Source organism: Maribacter aquimarinus (genome assembly GCF_047345505.1).
Classification (GTDB): Bacteria; Bacteroidota; Bacteroidia; order Flavobacteriales; family Flavobacteriaceae; genus Maribacter.
Genome location: NZ_JBLFEO010000016.1, coordinates 15,324 through 36,043, shown reverse-complemented (window position 1 = coordinate 36,043; position 20,720 = coordinate 15,324). Strand labels below are relative to the sequence as shown.

Here is a 20,720-nt window from a genome sequence, read left to right as displayed (position 1 = left end):
TATGGAAAGGCAAAAAGAAGAGCAGTTTAAAAAAAGCATGCGCGAGGTGCGCCGGCTCATCATCATCCTATGGAGCCTTGCCGGTCTTGTGGTGCTCCTGGGCATCTACCTTATGGCAGACCCCACCCTCTCCCTGCTTAATGGCGCACCGGAAACCGCGGTAGCTCCCCTACCAGAAGACGATTACGATAAAATAGAGAACGGCATACACCTCCGCACCGGCCTGGTGGATGCTCCCGGGCTCATGGAAACCGTAAACAATTGCACCAATTGCCACTCGGCCAAATTGGTCACCCAAAACCGTATGGACAAGGAGCGTTGGCGCGCCACCATACGATGGATGCAGGAAACCCAAAACTTATGGGACTTGGGCAAAAACGAGGACATCATCATAGATTACCTGGTAAAAAACTACCCGCCCCAAGAAGTGGGCAGAAGGGCCAATTTAAAACCGGTGGATTGGTATGTGCTGGACGCACACTGACCGGTTATCTGTCCTTTTCCTTAAACTCCGCATCATTGTATTGAAAAACGTTGAAGGGTAGCGCCTTTCCTTCAATGCGCAAAACCACCACCCCATGGGCTGGCACTTCCCTGGTGATGCCTGCCTCCCGTGAGCGCGGAAACGCTTCCTTGCTCCACAGGTCCCTGATGGTATAGCCCGCCGTGGCCTCCAGACCCACATCGGATAGGGCCATGGAAATGGGCTGTGCCTTTTTGGACCGGTTTAACAGGGCCACGGCCACTGTTCCGCTCATCGTATGGTACAAAGGCCTGGCCCAGACCTCCAGGTCGCCCTGGTCCACCAAACGCCGCGCCTGATATACGAAGGGATGCTGATTTAGGGCGATGATATCCTCATTCGTAACGATCTCCAGGGTTTCCTTGGAAATGGTGGTAAGGTCATTGCCCAACAATAATGGCGAATGCATGATGCTCCACATACTAAAGTGGGCCTTGTCTTCCTCATAACTCATCCCGCGCCCCACCTGTAGCATGTCCATATCATTGTAGTGCCCCCTGGAGGCATGGGGCCAAAGATCCGCATTGAGGTCCAAAATGGCGAGAATGGAACCAAAACTGTTCTCTATATCTCCAGAGATACGCCAAGAATCGGCCATTTGCGTCACCCATTTCCCGGGAAACTTCCATCGGCACACATTGTACACGGTGTTCGGGGCCAGGTCTTTGATGATTTCCCCTATTTGGGTGTAGCGCATTTCCTCGTCCAATCCCAACCATTCCCCACCGCACCAATCCACTTTGATGAAATCATAGTTCCACTCCTTTAGGAACAGGCTCAGGTCTCTCCGCTCATGCCCGTAAAGCCCCATACCGGAACCAATGGTATCCCGGTCCCAAAAGGAGGCACAGGTGTTGGCACCGGCATCACTATAAATTCCGGCCTTGAGGCCCTTATCGTGGATATAGGCCGCCAAGGACTTCATGCCGTTGGGAAAGCGCTCTGGGTGCACCAGTAGGTTGCCCAAGGAATCCCGACCACCAAAAAATCCATCATCGGTATTGATGTAGGCGTATCCCACATCATTAAGCCCCAAAGAGACCAGGGCGTCCGCTTGGGCCTTGATGATGTCCTCATTGATGTTGATGCGATAATTGTTCCAGCTGGCCCATCCCATAATTGGGGGCTTTTTGCCATCACTGGGTTGCACTCCAGCCGTTTCGGGCTCGGTTGCCTGTTGGCCATAACCCAAGTTTGGGCTAGCGAAATACATAAAAAACGCAGTACAAAGAAAGATAGTGGTTGGTCTCATCTTCAAAGTGTTCAAGAAAAGGGCATCCCGTAGGCCTCTTTTTGTTCCCGCACTCCATCGCCCTGGACAAAGGAATGGCCTACCCTAAAACAACTACGGGAGAACGGCTGAATCATATTCCAAAAGTACGCAAAACAAGCGCATCCCCACCTTCATCCGTTCATAAACTAACCTTGGTTTTGTCGTACGTCCCTTTCTCAAAATCCGGCGATGTATAGGGAACACCCCAATGTTTAGAAGGGAACGCTGCCCTTTGTCCATCGGGTTGCACGGCACCTCTCGCCACACCATTCTCGGAATGGAAATATCCCAGGGCTGTGCTTCCCCCATAAGAATCCCGGCCCAAAAGGCCCAACATCCCTTTTGATTTACACCGAGCGATCTTTGGAAGCCCCGAGGCCCATCGCCAGTTTCAAAGCGCAGACGCCGAGCAGCATCAAGAGGGGAACAGACCAGTCTTTGGCAAGGTCATACAAGGCTCCGAAGGCAATGGGACCCACCGCGGCCACAAAATATCCCACGGATTGGGCCATTCCGGAAAGCTCCGTGGCCGTTTCGGTATCCCTGGAGCGCAGCACAATGAACAATAGCGCCAGACCAAAGGTGCCGCCGAGCACAAATCCAAAAAGGCTTACCCAAAGGGCCACCATGCCCCATTGCGGCATTAACAGCCCCACTATGGCCATAACTTCCATAAAAATGAGCACGGCCACAAAAAAACCTTGGTCCGCCCGTTTTGCGGCCAGGGTGGGCACAAGCAGGGAGCCCAGAATGCCCACGGCCTGCGAAAGGGAAAGCATCCAGCCGGCGTAAGAGGCATCAAAGCCCCGGTGCTGCAAAATGGCCGGTAGCCAGGCCAGCACCACATAAAAAGTGAACGACTGCAGGCCCATGAACAGGGCCACGAACCAGGCCAGACGATTGGCCATAAGTCCTTTTAAGGCGGCCATAAAGCCTCTTTTCGGGTCGGCCTTTTTCAAATGGGCCGCCTGTGGCCACCACACGGCCGCGGCCACCAGGGCCAAAATGCCCCAGACGGCCAAAGCGCCATGCCAGTCCAGCCCCAGATCCTTGGCCAAGGGCACGCTCACGCCCGCCGCAACGGCGGCCCCAATGGCCATGGTGCTGCTGTACAAGCTGGTGACCCACCCGGAGTGCTGTTCAAAGTTGCGCTTGGTGATGCTGGGCAGCAGTACGTTGCCAAGGGCAATGGCAATGCCCAGTAGGGCCGTGCCCACATACAGTGCGCCCACCCATGGCAGGGAGCGAATTCCAATGCCAACGGCCAAAAGCAGCATGGCCCCGAGCAAGGTCTTGCCCATTCCATATCTTTTGGTAAAAAACGGTGTCAAGGTGCTCACCACGCCAAAGGCCAACAAGGGCAGGGTCGTGAGGAGGCCCAGTAGGGAATTGGTGAGCCCGGTCTGGGCCTTGATGTTGTCTATGAGCGGGCCCACACCGGCCAGGGCAGGCCTCAGGTTGATGGCAATGCAAAGAATGCCCGCAATGAGCAGTAATTGGCGCCGATCTTTCCAAGGGCGGTTGGCGGAAGACATGCTCAATTCATAATGCGCGTAAGCTGAAAGTAGCGTTGGTAGCTTTCCGGAATGTTGGCAATGTCCAACAAGCTTCCCGTGGGGATATAAGGGTAGATTTCATCGTAGTTCTTTACCTCAAATTTACCCATTCGCTTGCTGATGTGCTCTCGCCGCAGCTCGTGGGGGCCATTGAGCCCGGCGGCCGCAATGAGCTCCAAGAAACTCTTTATGGTGGCATCGTGGTAATTGCGCACCCTGGGTGCCTTGTCTGCCACCACCAGCCCCTTCATGAGCGATTTGTTCTGGGTGGCCACCCCCACGGGGCAGGTATTGGTGTTGCATTGTAATGCCTGTATGCAGCCCACGGCCAGCATCATGGCCCGGGCACTGTTGCACCCATCCGCGCCCAGGGCAATGGCCCTTGCCATATCAAAGCCGGTGATGATCTTTCCGGCCGCAATGACCTTGATGTCCTTGCGAAGGTCAAACCCGGTCAAGGTATCGTGCACAAAGATCAGGCCCTCGCGCATGGGCATGCCCATGGTGTTGGAGAACTCCACGGGCGCGGCGCCCGTACCACCCTCCCCGCCGTCCACGGTAATGAAATCGGGGGTAATGCCGGTGTAGATCATGGCCTCACAAAAATCCATGAACTCCTGTCTGCGGCCAATGCACAGCTTAAAGCCCACGGGCTTGCCCCCGGAAAGGTCCCGCAGCTTCTCAATGAAGTGCATAAAGCTTATGGGGTCCTTAAAGGCCGAGTGCGATGGGGGCGAGTGCACCGCAATGCCCGGTTTCACGTGGCGTATCTTGGCAATTTCCTCGGTGTTCTTAATGGCGGGAAGGATGCCCCCGTGACCTGGCTTCGCCCCCTGGGAAAGTTTGATCTCTATCATTTTCACCTCGGGCCGCTTCGCATTCTGTTCAAAAGTGACCTCGTTAAAGGTGCCATCGTCCTTACGGCAGCCAAAATACCCGGTCCCAATTTGCCAAATAAGATCGCCACCGGGCTCCAAGTGATAGTCACTGATGGCCCCCTCGCCCGTATTATGGGCAAAATTTCCCATTTTGGCGCCCTGGTTCATCGCCAATACCGCATTTTTGCTCAAAGAGCCATAGCTCATGGCCGATATGTTCAGCAGACTGGAAGAATAGGGTTGTTTGCAATTCTTCTCCCCAATGAGGAGACGGGGAAAGTCGCCCACATCCTGCGGGTTGCTCTTGGCGTACATGGAATGTTCCATCCATTCATAACCGGTCTGGTAAAGGTCCATCTGGGTGCCAAAGGGCTCCGTGTCCGTCTCCCCCTTGGCCCGGCGGTAGATCACGGACCTCAAGATGCGGTTCAAGGGCCTACCTTCCGTATCGGTCTCCACAAAGTACTGCATGATCTCTGGCCGTATGGACTCCAGCACATAACGGAACCTGCCGATCACTGGAAAATTGCGGCGAATGGTATGGTGGGTCTGCACCATGTCAAAAACGCCCATAAGCACCAGGGGGGCCACCAAAAGAAAGGCCCATAACACCGGCGGCCAGAAAAAAGCAATGCCCAAAATGGCCAGGGTGCTCACCGTGGCAATCAACACAAACAACTCACGTACCTTCATTTCAATTTTTTTTGTGCCCCGATCAAAGACGGCCTGTTTTCATCTCCCCGATCGGGTTGCATTTCCAATTCACTAAAGCTTTCCTGCCCATGCCCCCTCAAAAAAAAGCAAGTGGTTAAAACAAGAAGGGTCTTTTTGCATATCCGCAAAAGTGAACCTCCTCCGTCCCAGCCCATGAGGCATTCATAAGAAACTGAACTTTAATTTCGAGGCAAGCCCCGGAGCATTAATTCCTTTGGCAGTGCCAATAACTCGCAAAGATAAGCACTTACCAAATTACGGACACCATTCTTCAGCGGGCAAAGCGGTAAAAACCATCGGCACTCTTAAAGGTGGCTTTACGGGGCCGCGGGGACTCCAGGTGGCCCAGGGCCCCATATTTCCCCCCGGAAGCCCCTCCTTGGGCATCTTGGGCGGGCCTGCCGGAAACTTCATTTCAACCTAAGGTCGTTTCACCCCTTGATTTGGACGTTTGGGTCAAAAATAAGCCCGGTGGGGGCCCCTTTAAAACTACTTTTGTACCCGAATTACATCAAAAGAGAAAAAATAATTTAGTGATATGAAATGAGCCATAACAATGCTGGATACCATCCGAAATGTTCATTGGCGAATTACATCTGACTTAAAAAAACAAATAAATAGCAACAGATGAAAAAAGTAACCGCAATTTTAGGACTATTGGTGCTGGGCACGGGCATGGCCTCTTTTAAGGCGTACCCACAATGCAAGACCCAGTGCGAGGATTTCAATATTGACGATCTTGAGGTGGTGGAACTCGAAGAGGAAGTGGAACTGGGCTTTGATACCGCAGCCTACCTTCCGGAAGGATTTGATCCTTACCAAGGGATGACCACGATCTTGGACGAGATTGAGCTGGTTGAAATAGACGAGGAAGTCGCCTTGGGCTTTGATACCGCTCCCTACCTACCCGAAGGTTTCAACCCCTACAAAGGGATGATTTTTGAGGTCGATGACATTGAGGTCATTGAGATCGAGGAAGAAGTGATTCTTGATTTTAATGTGAACGATTACCTGCCCAAGCACTTTAACAGGCTCTCCAAGTAATAGGGAGCAGTAGCCCCTTGGCGCAAGCCCATTGATCCAAGGAAGCCCATTGTGGCATACAAAACTGGGCCAAGACACGGAAACCTTAGGGTGATGCTGTCTTGGTCCTTTTTGTGCTTAATACCATTTCCCAATTGAAAATAAGCCGATAAATGGTTTCTTTTTACGCCCTATTTCAAAATAAAAATAAGCCGTAGCTCGGCTATGCCCGATTTTTCTTTTTCGCAGGCCAAAAAAATAATTCCATTTCTATGGCTGCATTTCAAATGAGAACTGGTATAAGGGATGTCCAAGTCCCAGGGGCCGGCCCCACTATGGGTTAAAACCCGTACTTTTATACCCAAGCCAAGACGTATGTCCTTTACCCACGTAAAACAGTCCTCGATCATTAAGATAGCCCTGCTGCTGTCCATTTTGGTCTCCATTCCAAAAACGGTGTTTCTGTACGAGTCCGGCAGTACGGACCAACTGGAATTTACCGGGCTTTACGTGGCGGATCTGGCTTACCGTTTTGTCTTCTTTCTGGTGTTCTCCTGGTGCGTGCTGCAGCTCAATGCCAATGTGGGCTACGCCAAGTATGCGTGGTCCACCCCGGTGCGCATGGGCGTCATGATGCTCATAAACATCGCGGTGCTCATTGGCACCCTGAGCCTGTTCGAGTTTTTGTACCCGCACGTGGTACGGTCCCAAATGAACGCACAGGACAAGGGGTTCCTGGCCTTTACCTACCTTATTCTGCTCCTTTCGCTCTTTTTCATAGGCAGGATCCTAAGGCTACAGGTGGACCGGCAGGAAAACAGGGTGGAGAACGAGCACCTAAAGCAACAAAGCCTGCAGAATGAACTGATGGCGCTCAAGAACCAAATTGACCCGCACTTTCTCTTCAATTCGCTCAATTCCCTTACCTCCCTGATCCGTGGCAATGAAAAGGCCACCCAGTTCGTTAAAAAACTGTCCTATATGTACCGTTACATCCTGCAAAGTGGGGAGAGCGACCTGGTGAGCGTTAAGGACGAACTGAAGTTCCTGGAAAGTTATACCTACCTGATCCTTACCCGGTACCGCGACCGCTTTAGCATTGCCATAGATATTGAGGAAGCGTACATGGATCTGGAAATTCCGCCGCTGGCCCTGCAACTTCTGGTGGAGAACAGTGTAAAGCACAACGAGATCTCTGGCACCCACCCCCTGAAGGTGCATATTTTTTCCAAGGATGGCGCGCTTTTCGTGGAAAACGAGATGCGCCTGCGCAAAACCTTTGCCGAGGGCACCAAGAACGGATTGCAAAACTTAAAAAAGCGCTACGTGCTCCTGCTGAGGAAAGAGCTTACCGTAAGTACGGAAAACAATATCTTTAGCGTAAAACTCCCCTTAATCCGAACGCGATGAAAGTAGTGATTGTGGAAGACGAGTTGGCGGCCAGCGACAACCTGGCCTATCTCTTGAAAAGTGTGGACGACGAGATAGAAGTGGTCAAGGTACTGGATTCCGTGCAGGCCGCCATTGCCTATTTCTCCAAGCCCCAGACCGCTGCCCTGGTCTTTATGGACATCCATTTGGCAGATGGTATCTCTTTTGAGATCTTTGAACGGGTGCCCATGACCATCCCGGTCATCTTCACCACGGCCTACAACCAATATGCCCTAAAGGCCTTCAAGGTGAACAGTATTGATTATCTGCTAAAACCCATAGATCGGGATGAGCTCACGGATGCCCTGGTGCAGTTCAAGACACAGACCAAGGAACAGGGCATTGGCGACGATCAGATCAAAGGGCTGTTGAACCTGGTAAAGGAAAAGGAAAAAACATACAAGACCACCTACCTGGTAAACCAGCGGGACCAGCTCATTCCGCTGAAAACGCAGGACATTGCCTATTTTATGATCGATGCCGGCATTGTACAGGCCACCACCTTTGGCAACAAAAAATACATCATAGACGGCAAGATGGAAGATTTGGAGGAAGAGCTGGATCCCCAGAATTTTTACCGGGCCAACCGTCAGTGCATCTTGCGCCGCGATGCCCTCTCCAAGATCAAGCAATATTTTAACGGCAAGCTCATCGTGGAACTTAGCCCGCCCACCGCGGAAAGGGTGGTGGTGAGCAAGGCCAAGGCCGGGGAGTTCAAGACCTGGGTGGCCTCTTAATGAGGACGCTATGCCCCGTACATTGGGCCAGGCAAAATTAGCTTCCCCGGAAATGGGGCATGGTCGCAAAGACCTTACCACCGGAGACCCCAATGGGCCCATGTCCATGTCCCCGACTTTTCGGCCATATCATCGGCCAAAACAAGGGAATGTTCCAAGAAACTTTTATCTTTGAAATATGTTATACATAATTCATTTTCTATGAAGATCAACTCCCTCCTTATTGCGCTGGGCCTTTCCGCTTTATTCCTTTCCTGCTCAGATGGGTCCCCGGCCGCCCACGAGAAGAAAGCCCTTGCGCTGATCCCGGAACCGGTGCAACTGGAGCGCGGCCAAGGGTCCTTTACCTTTAACGAAAACACCCGTTTCGTGGTCAAGGACAACAGTCATGGCCCAGTGGCCAACCTGCTGGCCAATAAGTTCATGGGGGCTGCGGGCTTTGTGCTGTCCACGGTCTCGGAAACCCCGGAAAGCAATTACGTACTGCTTACCACGGACCAAGGCATGGCCCGCGAGGCCTACAGCTTGGCCGTGACCCCAAACCACATAAAGATCACCGCGGGAAGTTATCCATCCCTTGTCCATGGCATACAGACCCTTAGGCAGTTGCTGCCGGCTGAAATTGAGATGCGCAATGCCCCGGAAACAACCCAATGGACGGTGCCAAGCCTAACCATTGAAGACCACCCACGGTATCCCTGGCGGGGACTGATGCTGGACGTGTCCCGGCATTTTTTCGACAAGGAATACATCAAGGAATCCATAGACCGCATGGCCCTTTTTAAATTGAACGTGCTTCACCTCCATTTGGTGGACGATCAGGGCTGGCGACTGGAAATCAAGAAATACCCCAAACTCACCGAGGTGGGCGCCTTTAGGGTAGATCAGGAGGAAAAACACTGGAATGCACGGAACACCAACCAGCCCGGGGACTCGGCCACCTATGGTGGTTTTTACACCCAGGATGACATCCGGGAAATTGTGGCCTACGCCCAAATGCACGGCATTTCCGTCATGCCGGAAATTGAGATGCCGGCCCACGTGACCAGTGCCGTGGCCGCCTATCCGGAATATTCCTGCAAGGGCACGCCTGTGGCCGTACCCTCTGGCGGAATATGGCCCATTACCGACATTTACTGTGCGGGCAAGGAGTCCACCTTTGCATTTTTGGAAGATGTCATGATGGAGACCATGACGCTTTTCCCTTTTGAGTACATTCACGTGGGCGGGGACGAGGCCACCAAGACCAACTGGGAAACCTGTCCCGACTGCCAGCGCCGCATGCGCGAGGAAGGCCTGGCCAACACCGAAGAACTGCAAAGCTATTTCATAAAACGGATGGAACGGTTCCTGAGCTCCAAGGGAAGGACCTTGGTGGGCTGGGACGAGATTTTGGAGGGCGGTCTGCCCGCCGGGGCCACGGTAATGAGCTGGCGCGGCATCCAAGGGGGCTGGGAGGCCTCCAAAGAGGGCCATGACGTGATCATGACCCCGGGAACGGTCTATCTGAACCATTATCAGGGCGAACCCGATTACGAGCCCATTGCCTTTGGCGGTTATGAGCCCCTGAACAAGGTGTATGCCTTTGACCCCGTGGTGGATTCCATGTCCGTGGCACAAAAAGAGCATGTCTTGGGCAGCCAAGCCAACCTATGGTCAGAATATGTTACCAACAACGAGGAATCCGAATACATGCTCTTTCCCAGGGTCACCGCACTTTCCGAGGGACTTTGGACCCCAAAGGAAAAGAAGGACTGGGCGGCCTATGCCGCCAAGATTCCCGCACTCTTTGAACGTTTGGAGGCGATGAACGTTACCTATGCGCGCAGTGCCTATGCCGTTACCGCCAAGAGCAAGCTCACGGAGACCGGCGGCATTGCCGTGTCCCTTGCCAATGAATTTCCGGAGAGCAGCATTCGGTATGCCCTCAACGAGGCACCGCTGACCAAAGAATCCCCAATCTACACCGCGCCATTGAAGCTGGAAGGGACCACCACGGTAAAGGCGGCGGTCTTTGAAAATGGGGAAATTGTGGGAGACACCTTGGTGAAACACTTTAATTTTCACAAGGCCGTGGGCGCAACGGTGCAGTATGACCCTATCTACAGCAAGCGGTACCAGGGCACAGGGGCAGATAACCTGGTGAACGTGTTCCGGGGCAGCAAAAACTTCCACGATGGCCAATGGCAGGCCTGGCTGGAGGACGATGCCCTTCTGACCCTGGATTTGGGCCGGCCCAAAACATTTTCGTCGGTGGCCGTGGGTGCCATGGAGAACCAAGGGTCCGGTATCTACTATCCCACGGGGATCAAGGTGATGGTCTCCGAAGATGGCAAAACCTTCCGGGAGGTGGGGCGTTTGGAGCGTCCGCACCAAGACAACGGTTTTGTGAACCTGGAGACCTTCAAAGTCATCTTTGATGAACTTACGGCCCAATACATCAAGGTGGAGGTCACCAATTTGGCCCACCCACCCACCGGCGGCAGTTGCTTCATCTTTTTGGACGAGGTCTTGGTGGAATGACCAAGGCGGGGGAAAAGCGACCGCAGCCAATAAACGGGCGCAGAACAACGTTATGCACTTGGACACCATAGATGGTCTGGCCCAAAAAAGGCCAGAGCAAGCAGCAGCGGTTCCAACCTGCACAGCAGCGCATGTCTTGCTCCTATGGCCTGCATAAGGACGCACATCCCAAAAAAAGGCCTTGGCCCAAGGCATTGTGCAAGTGGGTTGGGCCAACACCACCAAACCCTTATGGCAACCCACCTAAGAAAACCAATCATAAAACCCCACCGCCCCATTGCCATGAACTTGCTCAACGTACTTTTGCGAATTAAAACGGCGGAGCAGGCCCATCATGGAAAAAAAAGTTCGGGAAATGAAACTACAGTTCCAAATTTGGAATAATTTCATACATTTGCCTATGTCATACATAATACATTTATGAAAAATCTTATCGCTGCCACCTACGCGCCCATGCAGGCCGACGGCTCCTTGAACACCGGAATCATAGGGACATATACCGCCTTTCTGGTGGAAAACAACATTGAGGGCGCCTTTGTGAACGGTTCCACGGGCGACTTTGTATCGCTCAGCACCGCAGAGCGCAAGGCCCTTATTGAAGCCTGGTCGCAGCACAGGCCCAATAATTTCTTTCTTACCAACCATGTGGGGCACACCAACCTGCGCGAGGCCCAAGAACTGGCGGACCACTCACAAGGTCTGGTGGATGGCATCTGTGTGTTGCCCCCGTATTATTTTAAGCCCAGGTCCCTGGAATCGATTGTGTACTACTGCCGGGAAGTGGCGGCCTGCGCGCCCAACCTTCCCTTTTACTATTACCATATTCCCGTGCTCACCGGGGCCAATTTTCCCATGGCCGATTTTATGGCGATGGCCGTACGGCAGATTCCCAACTTTGCCGGGATAAAATTCTCAAAGTTCGATGCGGCCGATTACCAGGCCTGCCTGGCATTTGATGGCGGTTCCAAGAACATCCTTTTTGGAGTGGACGAGCAGTTGGTGGACAGTCTCCCCTTGGGCGCCACGGGATGGGTGGGAAGCACCTATAATCATTTGGCACCGCTTTACTACGAGATCATTTCCCTTTACGGAGCCGGAAACATCGAGGAAGCCATGGCCCTGCAGGCCAAAGCGGTTTATTTTGTGCAGATACTGGACAAACTCAACGGTTTCAATGGTGCCGGCAAGAGCTTCATGCGCCTTTTTGGTCTTGATATGGGCCCCAGCCGCTACCCGCACAACACCATGGACAACGCCCTACTGTTGCAGGCCCTTTCCCTTTTGGAGAAGGAGGGGCTCCCCAAATACCTGAACAAGACATTCTCCCCACACCATATCGAAACCGAGGTTTAGGCAAGAACACCCCCTTTTTATTCTGAATACCGTAACAGAGAGACTCCTAAAAGCTCTTTTTCGCAAAAAAATTTAATGCTTTATGTTATACATAAGTCATTTTTATTTATTTTTGGGGCCATTGATAGACCAATTGATTCACTTAAACTAAACTTTATGGAACTTGTATCTTTCCAAAAGGCACCGCTAAACTCCCCGCTATCGTGGTTGTTGCGCGCCTTTGAGCAGTCATTGCCCCTTGTGGGCAGCGTATTGCTTTTTCTCTGTGCCACGCTCAGCGCCAGCGCACAGGAAAAAGACATTACCGGCACCGTGGCCGACCAGTTTGGCACCCCCTTGCCCGGCGCAAGCGTCATCGTCAAGGGAACCACAAACGGCACCACCACGGATTTTGACGGAAATTTTGCCCTGCGCGCATCGGATACCGATGTGCTCGTCATTAGCTACCTTGGCTTTGTTACCCAAGAGATGCCCGTGGGCGGCCAGAGCAGCTTTTCCATTGTATTGGCCGAAGACACCCAAAAATTGGACGAAGTGGTCCTTACGGGGTATAGCACCCAAAAACGTAGCACCATGGCCACCTCGGTTTCAAAACTGGACACCAAGGTGCTGGAAAGTGCTTCCCGCTCCAACGCCGCCACGGCCCTGCAAGGCACCGTGGCCGGGGTGCGCATTACCCAGACCACCGGGCAACCAGGTTCATCTCCCAGCATCAGTGTGCGTGGGGGAACCAATTTTGACGGTTCCGGATCGCCCTTGATCTTGGTGGACGGGGTGCCCACGGATTCCTTCTACGCCATCAATGCAGATGACATTGAATCCATGGAAGTGCTAAAGGATGCCGCCTCTACCGCCATATACGGGGCCAGGGCCGCGGACGGGGTCATCTTGGTGACCACCAAACAGGGCAAGGTGGGCAAGTCCAGCATTACCTTCAGGCAGAAGTACCGCATTAACGAAAGGCGAGACCGCTTTGATTATTTGGGCGCCGTGGACTATATTAACTACAACCGTCAAGGAATTGCCAACACCCAGCGTATTTTGGGGTCGGGCGCCTTTACCGTGTTCCGCGATGGCAGAAACGGTATGGGCACGGGCAACAACCCCATAGACTCCGAGTACACCACCATGTTCTTGGACGATACCAACCGCTATCTCTTGGATTTTGAGGGCTGGCAGACCATTCCGGACATTTTGGACCCCACGAGGACCATTCTCTTCCAGGAAAACGATATGACAGAGCTCTTTTTCCAGAACAGCTACGCCAATGACCAGACCCTCTCTTTCCAAGGGGGCAACGAGAAAGGAAAGTACTTCCTGAGTTTGGGCCGCTTGGACGAAAAAGGATTGGTGTTTGGCTCCGACTTTGAACGCTACTCGGGCACCTTCAACGGCTCCTACAAAATAACGGACAAACTCACCATCAACTCCAACGTGTTCTATGCGCACTCGGCCAACAACCCCAATTACCTGAACAACAACAATTGGGTGTTTCAGCGGGCACAGGGCCAAGCACCCACCTCACGGATCTTTAACAACAACCCGGATGGCAGCCTAAGCGACCAGCCCAACCCCGGTACCAATGTATCTTTTGGTAACCCGCTCTACTACAATGATAAGTTTGTGCGCAACAACTTGGAGCAACGCTTGTCCACCTCGGTGCGGTTGGACTGGGATGTGGTGGACAATCTGAAATTTAGCCTAAACGGCAGCCACTTTGTGATCAACAACAGCAACGAGTCCTTTAGCCGGGCCTACCTCAACGGGGGATCGCTCAACACCACCCGAAATGCCAGTGCCAGGCACCAGCGTACCTTGAGAAACCAGCTCACCGGTCTGCTCAACTACAACAACACCTTTGGCAAGCACAATGTGGACCTTCTGGGAGGGGCGGAAATTTACAAGGAAAACTTTTTTGAGCTCAATGCCGCCACCCGACTGAGCGGATCTGACGAAATCCCCACCCTGAACGCGGGCTCTGAGGCCAACGGGGTGCCTAGCTCTTTCAAGGCAGCGAGTTCAATTGTGTCGCTCTTTGGGCAGCTCAATTACGATTTTGACGACCGCTTCCTCGTGGGCCTTAGCTTGCGCCGGGACGGTTCCTCCCGCTTGGACAACGACAAGTTCGGTATTTTCCCGGGTGCCTCCGTAGGTTGGAACATCCATAACGAAAGTTTTTACGACGGCAAGGATTTCAGTAAGGTACTGAGCCGTCTTAAGCCCAGATTGAGCTATGGGGTAAACGGTAAGGTCGAGTCCCTTGGGCGTTACCAAGTGTTCGGCAGCTACGGCGAAACCGGTATCTACGATGGCCTTACTGGCTACGCCAATACCGGCATCCCTACGCCAGATTTGCAGTGGGAACGCTCCACCACCTTTAACATGGGTCTGGACATTGGCCTTTTCAGGGGCCGGGTGAACATTTTGGCAGATTACTTCATCCGCGACGTAAAGGACAAGATCGCGGGCCTTACCTTACCGCTTTGGACCGGTTTTAGCAGCATCACCACCAACAACGGAACGCTGCGCAACAAAGGTTTTGAGCTGGAGTTTGCCACCAAGGTCATTACCGGCGAAAACTGGAAATGGGACGTGGGCGGCACCTTCTACACCTTTAAGAACTTTGTGCAGCAACTGCCCGAGAACGACAATGAGAACAACCGCCAGGGCGGTACCCAAATCTGGGACGCCAATAGGGGCGAACTGGTCTGGGTGGGCGGCCTGCAGGAAGGACAGCGCGTGGGCACCGACCTGGTGGTGGCCTACAGCCAAGACTACATCTATGCCGATGATGCCGCGGTGGCAGAGCACGCCACCAGGGAAGACGTAAACCTGCGCAACCCCACCCAACGCTATCCCGGTGATGTGGCCTGGAAAGACACCAATGGAGACAATGTCATAGACTTCCAGGACAGGGTCATTGTGGGCCGTACCGTACCCAACACCACGGGCGGGGTCACCTCCAACCTCACCTACAAAAACTGGAACCTCTTTGTGGCCACGGATTTTGCCCTGGGCCACGTGATCCAGAACGACAACCGTGTTCGGGGACTGTCGCAAGTACAGGGAAACCAGAACGGACCCGTGGAGATCTTGGATTCCTGGACCCCGGAAAACACCATTACGGACGTGGCCCGTTTTGATTTTACGGACCAACAGGCCAACTTTAAACGTGGCGTGGACCGCCTTTGGGAAAAGGGAGATTACCTAGCGCTAAGGGAAGTGACCTTGAGCTACAACTTCCCCACCGAGGAGATCTTTGATGATATGCTGGAAGGGCTTAGACTGTACGTCACCGGGGCCAACCTGCACTATTTCACCCAATTTGGGGGCAACTCCGTGGAAGTGGGCGGGGTCAATAGCGGAAGCTTTCCCATACCCATTAGCTACACCATTGGCCTAAACGTAACCTTTTAAAAACAATCAGCAATGAAAAAATACTTGATTTTACTGTTAGCCCTGGGCGCCCTTGTTTCCTGTGAGAACGAAATAGAGCTGGAGCCCATAAGTGACATTCCCGGAACGGGCTTCCTGGACAACGAAAGTGCGGCCAAACTGGCCCACACCGGCCTTTACAGCTCCCTGAGGGGGTACAACTTTTCCCTTTTTCTCTTGGGAGAGGTACGGTCGGACTATTATGGGGGCACCACCCTGGAATCACCGAACAGCATCCAGCTGATCAACCAGGTCATCAACACCACCAATGTGCCCTTTGGCAACTGGGGCGGTTTTTACACCCTGGTACACCGCATCAATGATTTTTTGGCCAATGTGCCGGACATTGAGTTTAGCAACGAGGAAGAAAAACAGCACCTTTTGGGACAGGTGTACGGGCTACGGGCCTACGTGTACTACACCATGCTCAAGACCTGGGGCGCCGTTCCCATTAGCACGGAGCCCTTTGATACCACCGCAGACGTGGCAGACCTGAACCGGGCACGCTCCCCCAAGGAGGAAGTAATGGCCTTGATCAAATCGGACCTGGAGAACTCGTTGAGCGCCTTTGGTGCGGACGACAGTTTCTATAAGGGAAAGAAGATCTACTGGTCCAAAGCCGCCACCCTGACCCTGAAAGGGGATGTCTTCATCTGGTCCGGCAAGGTGCTCAACGGGGGCAATGCAGATTACACCGAGGCCAAGTCGGCCCTGGAGCAGGTGACCGGAACGGGGGTTGCACTGGTGCCCAATTTCATGGACCTCTGGAGCCCCACCAATGAGAACAACGAGGAATTCATCTTCACGCTTTCCTATGAGCGCGATCAGGCCGGCAATTTTTACAACGGGGTCTTTACCGGGAGATCTACCGAGATCAACCAAACCTGGGACTCCGAAGGCAATTCCTTGGCCAACGAGATCTTCAACGGCGGAAACCGCTACGGCCCTTCCTTGAAGCTATTGTTAAAGTTGGACGATACCCTGGACACCCGCTACAACACCCTTACCCGAATGTTCTCGGATGATGCCGGCCACATTCCGTTCGATGAGACCAATTATGTGGGATCCATCCTGAACAAGTTTTTGGGCATTGTGGATGCCGGAAGCCGCATCAGCGTAAACGATGTACCGCTGTACCGCCATGCAGACGCCCTCTTGCTTTTGGCAGAGGCCAAGAACAACTTGGGCGAAGACCCTTCGGCAGAAATGAACCTGGTGCGCCAAAGGGCCTTTGGTGCCAATTATGATGCGGCCATCCATGCCTTTGTGAACGGTTCCCAAGAAGACAACACCCTGGCCATATTGGACGAGCGCATGAAGGAGTTTGTGGGCGAAGGAAAACGCTGGTGGGACCTGAGGCGCGCCGGAGGCACCATCATTTTCGACGAGGTGGAGACCCTTTTGGAAAGCGAGGCCTTTAAGTTGCAACTGCCCATCTCACCCGATATGATCGGCAGGAATCCACTGTTGGAACAGACCGAGGGCTATGAATGATCTTTGTTGTTTGAGTTAGTTGATTGTTGCAAGAAGGTCCCTTTCAGGGGCCTTCTTTTTTATGGAAAACAACATCAACCTTACCTAAAATTCGTCCCTGAAAACCAAAAATTAAGCGTATTTTTATAGGTCGATGTGCCCCTTGCACAAAAGAGGCCCAAAGAACCGGATCCAAAGCGCCCCATCGCCGTTATGGCCATACAAAACCGAAAAATATCCCTTAAAAAAAACACACGATGAACCGCATCAAAACCCTTTTTTTCGCTTTTACCCTTAGCTTGATGTATCCATTCGCCGGCAAGGCACAGACCCTGGACCCCATCATTGAGAACCCTGCCGTGATCCAGCAGAACAAACTGGATGCCCGGGCCTCTTTTTTTCCCTTCCGGACAGAGGGGCTTGCCAGGGAAAACAACATGGAAAAAGCGGACAACCATATTTCGCTCAACGGTACCTGGAAATTCAAGTGGTCCAAAAATCCGGAAACACGTCCGGTGGATTTTTATGAAGAAAACCACGATACCTCCACTTGGGACCAGATCAAGGTACCGGCCAACTGGGAAGTGGAGGGCTTTGGCATCCCAATCTACGTGAACGCCTCCTACCCTTTTCAACGGGGCGAACTGGCCCCACCGGACATTCCGGACGGTTACAACCCCGTGGGATCCTACAAGCGCAGCTTTGAAGTCCCCGCCCAATGGAAAGGGCAGGAAATTTACGTCCACTTCGGGGCGGTAAAATCGGCCTTTTACATTTGGGTCAACGGCAAGAAAGTGGGCTATAGCCAAGGCTCCAAGTTACCGGCAGAGTTCAACATTACGCCCTATGTAAGAAGCGGCACCAACACCATGGCCCTGGAAGTGTACCGTTGGAGCGATGGCAGTTACCTGGAATGCCAAGACTTCTGGCGGCTATCTGGTATTGAGCGGGATGTGTACCTTTACGCCCGTCCGCAGACGCAGATAGCGGATTATTTTGCCAAGGCCGGACTCACCAATGATTACACGGACGGTGTCCTGGACCTGAGTGTTTCCTTGGCCCACCACGGCCCTAAAAACGCCCGCGGCCAGGTGCACGTAAGCCTGGTAAAGGACGGGGCTGTGCGCTACGCCAAGGAGTCGGACTACGATTTGGGCAGTAAGGACTGTGCCACGCTCCAATTTGGGCACACACTGCCCCAAGTGGCCCCTTGGTCTGCCGAAAGTCCGTCCCTCTACACCTTGAACATCGTCCTAAAGGACAAAAAGGGAAACACCTTGGAAGCCATTTCCAAGGCCATTGGCTTCCGCACCTCCGAAGTGAAGGACGGGCAATACCTCCTGAACGGGAAACCCATTCTCTTCAAGGGCGTTAACCGGCACGAACATGACGGCGAACGGGGCCACGTGGTGAGCAGGGAAGACATGCTGAGAGACATCCAGATCTTTAAGGAAAACAACATCAATGCCGTACGCACCGCCCACTACCCCAACGACCCCTATTGGTATGAGCTCTGCGACCGCTACGGCATCTATGTGGTGAACGAGGCCAATGTGGAATCGCACGGAATGGGCTATAATTTGGCCCGCACCCTGGCCAACAACCCCGACTGGCTTCAGGCACATCTTGCCAGAACCGAGCGCATGGTGGCGCGCGACAAGAACCACCCCTCGGTGATCATTTGGTCGCTGGGCAACGAGGCCGGGAATGGGTACAACATGTACAACACCTACCTCAAGGCCAAGGAAATGGATCCCACCCGGCCGGTACAGTATGAACGGGCCGGCCACGAATGGAACACCGACCTCTATGTGCCCATGTACAGCACTCCGGCAGAAATTGCCAAATACGCAGAGGACAAACGCTTCAACAAACCTTTGGTGCTCTGTGAGTATGCCCACGCCATGGGCAACAGCCTGGGCGGATTCAAGGAGTATTGGGACCTTTTTGAAAAATATGACAAGCTACAGGGCGGTTTTATCTGGGATTACGTGGACCAAGGCCTCAAAACCATAAAAAATGGGAAGGAGATCTATGCCTATGGCGGAGATTTTGGCCCGGAGGGCACCCCGAGCGACAATAACTTCCTGAACAACGGTCTGGTACAGCCCGATCGCCGGCTCAATCCACACATGCACGAGGCAAGGCACATACACCAGGACATCAAATTTTACCGGGAAAAAGGGGCCGGCACCCAGGTACGCATAAAAAACTGGCGCTTCTTTACCGGTACGGAAAATCTTGATTTTAATTGGGAACTCTTGGCCGATGGTGCGGTGGTGGAAAAAGGCAAATTGCCCAACATGGACATCGCCCCACAATCAAGTGAAACGGTAACCCTTCCACTGACCACCCGTTTGGACCCAAAAAAGGAGTATTTCCTAAACCTGGAAGCGCGCTTGGCCAAGGCCACCCCCTTACTTCCAGAAGGCTTTGGACTGGCCTACGAACAATTTGCCCTGAACCAACCCTTGGCACCCACCCCAAAGCCCATTGGCGGCACGCTGGACTACCAGGAAGACCAAGGGATGCTCACGGTAAAAGGGGCTGACTTTGAGGCTGTCTTCCACCTTGAAAAAGGTGCGCTTACCGCACTTCGCCACAAGGGCACCGAGCTTCTTTCCGCCGGCCCAAAAGTGAACTTTTGGAGGGCCCCGGTGGACAATGATTATGGTGCGGGGCTCCAAACGGCCTTCCAACCATGGAAAAATGCTTCCCTAGAACCAGTGAGGGCCATGGTCCCGAAAAAGACCAAAGAAGGCTACTTGCAGCTAGAATTCAAATGGATTCTTTTTGATGGCGATGCCGAATATATCCAACGCTACACCGTACGTCCCGATGCCAGCATTGTGGTGACCAACCAACTCCGGGCCCTAAAAGGGGAGCATCCCAACATGTTCAAATTTGGGAACGAAATGGTGCTGCCCGAAACCTACCGAACCGTAAGATGGTACGGGAAAGGTCCGTTTGAGGCCTATCCCGACCGGCAGCACGCCGCCACGGTAGGGGTTTACGAGACCACCGTGGCAGAACAGTACTTCCCTTACATTAGGCCACAGGAAAACGGGAACCGACTGGATGTGAGATGGGTGGAGTTAAAAATGGACAATGGTAAAGGCCTACGGTTCTCCAGTGACACCCCGTTTCAGTTCTCCGCCCTGCACTTTAGCAGGGAAGACTTGGATTCCGGTGCCAAAAGAACCCAGCAACATGCCGGGGAACTCACCCCACGAAAGGAAGTCTATCTAAACGTGGACGGTTTTCAGCAGGGCCTGGGCAGCATCAACAGTTGGGGCAGGCTGCCCTTGGAAATGTATCGCTTGCCCTATGCTTCCTATGAATACGGCTACACCATAAAACCGATTGGAATGTAAGTACATCCTCGTGTCCTTCCCTTAAAACCTGGAAGGTGCCGAACAGAAAATGTCAAAAGTCCGCCTACCTGCATGGTACGGACAGGAAATGAATTCCGCTTGCGGAAGAAAGGGGTGGTCCCGGGGGTGGTTCCATGCCGAAAACCTTCTTTGTTGTCCGAAGGGCCCGTTGAAGCCCGCTCTGGGAAATTCGGGTTGAAACAACCCAACGCCCCCACGGAGCGGACCCCTCCGCTTTTCCACAGTGAAGTGGAAAACCACCTCCCCTTGATAAAGGGGAGGAGCCGCCTCTGGGTTTTCAATTCAACCTTTACCGTTATGGCGAGTCGCGAAGCCATTCGGGCGGGCTCGCCCGAACGGTACGGGTGGGCCTGTCCGAACCTCTTGGGGCGGGGAATGAATTCCGCTTGCGGAAGAAAGGGGTGGT

Annotated in this window: 12 protein-coding genes; 9 read left to right on the top strand and 3 right to left on the bottom strand. The window is 53.2% G+C overall.

Annotated features, from left to right (window positions below):
- Window position 1 precedes the first annotated feature (1 nt).
- A complete protein-coding gene (locus ACKWCC_RS12190) occupies window positions 2-484 on the top strand; it encodes a monoheme cytochrome C (RefSeq protein WP_413996219.1) in 483 nt (160 codons plus the stop codon).
- A gap of 4 nt (window positions 485-488) precedes the next feature.
- Here ACKWCC_RS12190 and ACKWCC_RS12185 read toward each other — a convergent pair whose 3' ends face one another.
- The 3 genes from ACKWCC_RS12185 to ACKWCC_RS12175 form a co-directional block, all read right to left on the bottom strand.
- Window positions 489-1,640: a glycoside hydrolase family 27 protein gene (locus tag ACKWCC_RS12185; protein WP_413996218.1), complete on the bottom strand. Its 1,152-nt coding sequence runs from the start codon at window positions 1,638-1,640 to the stop codon at window positions 489-491.
- Between the two features lie 503 nt (window positions 1,641-2,143).
- Window positions 2,144-3,331 (bottom strand): CynX/NimT family MFS transporter, encoded by a 1,188-nt coding sequence (locus tag ACKWCC_RS12180; RefSeq protein ID WP_413996217.1) that lies wholly within the window; start codon window positions 3,329-3,331, stop codon window positions 2,144-2,146.
- Window positions 3,332-3,333: 2 nt separating this feature from the next.
- Window positions 3,334-4,923 (bottom strand): FMN-binding glutamate synthase family protein, encoded by a 1,590-nt coding sequence (locus ACKWCC_RS12175; protein WP_413996216.1) that lies wholly within the window; start codon window positions 4,921-4,923, stop codon window positions 3,334-3,336.
- Between the two features lie 648 nt (window positions 4,924-5,571).
- Here ACKWCC_RS12175 and ACKWCC_RS12170 point away from each other — a divergent pair.
- The 8 genes from ACKWCC_RS12170 (at window position 5,572) to lacZ (ending at window position 20,293) form a co-directional block, all read left to right on the top strand.
- Window positions 5,572-5,988, top strand: coding sequence for a hypothetical protein (locus tag ACKWCC_RS12170; RefSeq protein WP_413996215.1), 417 nt, complete (start codon window positions 5,572-5,574; stop codon window positions 5,986-5,988).
- 354 nt (window positions 5,989-6,342) lie between these two features.
- Entirely contained in the window at window positions 6,343-7,377 is a 1,035-nt protein-coding gene (locus tag ACKWCC_RS12165) for a sensor histidine kinase (protein ID WP_413996214.1), read from the top strand.
- Window positions 7,374-8,135: a LytR/AlgR family response regulator transcription factor gene (locus tag ACKWCC_RS12160; protein ID WP_413996213.1), complete on the top strand. Its 762-nt coding sequence runs from the start codon at window positions 7,374-7,376 to the stop codon at window positions 8,133-8,135. The genes ACKWCC_RS12165 and ACKWCC_RS12160 overlap by 4 nt, the downstream gene beginning before the upstream one ends.
- Before the next feature lie 201 nt (window positions 8,136-8,336).
- A complete protein-coding gene (locus tag ACKWCC_RS12155; protein ID WP_413996212.1) occupies window positions 8,337-10,658 on the top strand; it encodes a glycoside hydrolase family 20 protein in 2,322 nt (773 codons plus the stop codon).
- 420 nt (window positions 10,659-11,078) lie between these two features.
- Window positions 11,079-12,011: a dihydrodipicolinate synthase family protein gene (locus tag ACKWCC_RS12150; protein WP_413996211.1), complete on the top strand. Its 933-nt coding sequence runs from the start codon at window positions 11,079-11,081 to the stop codon at window positions 12,009-12,011.
- A 156-nt stretch (window positions 12,012-12,167) separates the two neighbouring features.
- Complete coding sequence (locus tag ACKWCC_RS12145; protein ID WP_413996210.1) at window positions 12,168-15,428, top strand: SusC/RagA family TonB-linked outer membrane protein; 3,261 nt, start codon at window positions 12,168-12,170, stop codon at window positions 15,426-15,428.
- A 12-nt stretch (window positions 15,429-15,440) separates the two neighbouring features.
- The gene (locus ACKWCC_RS12140) at window positions 15,441-16,940 is read left to right on the top strand and encodes a RagB/SusD family nutrient uptake outer membrane protein (RefSeq protein ID WP_413996209.1); all 1,500 of its coding nucleotides are present in this window, start codon (window positions 15,441-15,443) and stop codon (window positions 16,938-16,940) included.
- 236 nt (window positions 16,941-17,176) lie between these two features.
- Window positions 17,177-20,293: a beta-galactosidase, LacZ type gene (lacZ, locus tag ACKWCC_RS12135; protein WP_413996208.1), complete on the top strand. Its 3,117-nt coding sequence runs from the start codon at window positions 17,177-17,179 to the stop codon at window positions 20,291-20,293.
- Window positions 20,294-20,720: the final 427 nt, after the last annotated feature.

Bases quoted from the DNA above. Each gene is read 5' to 3' on its own strand.
- ACKWCC_RS12190 (WP_413996219.1), top strand. From the start codon at position 2: ATGGAAAGGCAAAAAGAAGAGCAGTTTAAAAAAAGCATGCGCGAGGTG.
- ACKWCC_RS12185 (WP_413996218.1), bottom strand. From the start codon at position 1,640: ATGGGATGGGCCAGCTGGAACAATTATCGCATCAACATCAATGAGGAC.
- ACKWCC_RS12180 (WP_413996217.1), bottom strand. From the start codon at position 3,331: ATGTCTTCCGCCAACCGCCCTTGGAAAGATCGGCGCCAATTACTGCTC.
- ACKWCC_RS12175 (WP_413996216.1), bottom strand. From the start codon at position 4,923: ATGAAGGTACGTGAGTTGTTTGTGTTGATTGCCACGGTGAGCACCCTG.
- ACKWCC_RS12170 (WP_413996215.1), top strand. From the start codon at position 5,572: ATGAAAAAAGTAACCGCAATTTTAGGACTATTGGTGCTGGGCACGGGC.
- ACKWCC_RS12165 (WP_413996214.1), top strand. From the start codon at position 6,343: ATGTCCTTTACCCACGTAAAACAGTCCTCGATCATTAAGATAGCCCTG.
- ACKWCC_RS12160 (WP_413996213.1), top strand. From the start codon at position 7,374: ATGAAAGTAGTGATTGTGGAAGACGAGTTGGCGGCCAGCGACAACCTG.
- ACKWCC_RS12155 (WP_413996212.1), top strand. From the start codon at position 8,337: ATGAAGATCAACTCCCTCCTTATTGCGCTGGGCCTTTCCGCTTTATTC.
- ACKWCC_RS12150 (WP_413996211.1), top strand. From the start codon at position 11,079: ATGAAAAATCTTATCGCTGCCACCTACGCGCCCATGCAGGCCGACGGC.
- ACKWCC_RS12145 (WP_413996210.1), top strand. From the start codon at position 12,168: ATGGAACTTGTATCTTTCCAAAAGGCACCGCTAAACTCCCCGCTATCG.
- ACKWCC_RS12140 (WP_413996209.1), top strand. From the start codon at position 15,441: ATGAAAAAATACTTGATTTTACTGTTAGCCCTGGGCGCCCTTGTTTCC.
- lacZ (WP_413996208.1), top strand. From the start codon at position 17,177: ATGAACCGCATCAAAACCCTTTTTTTCGCTTTTACCCTTAGCTTGATG.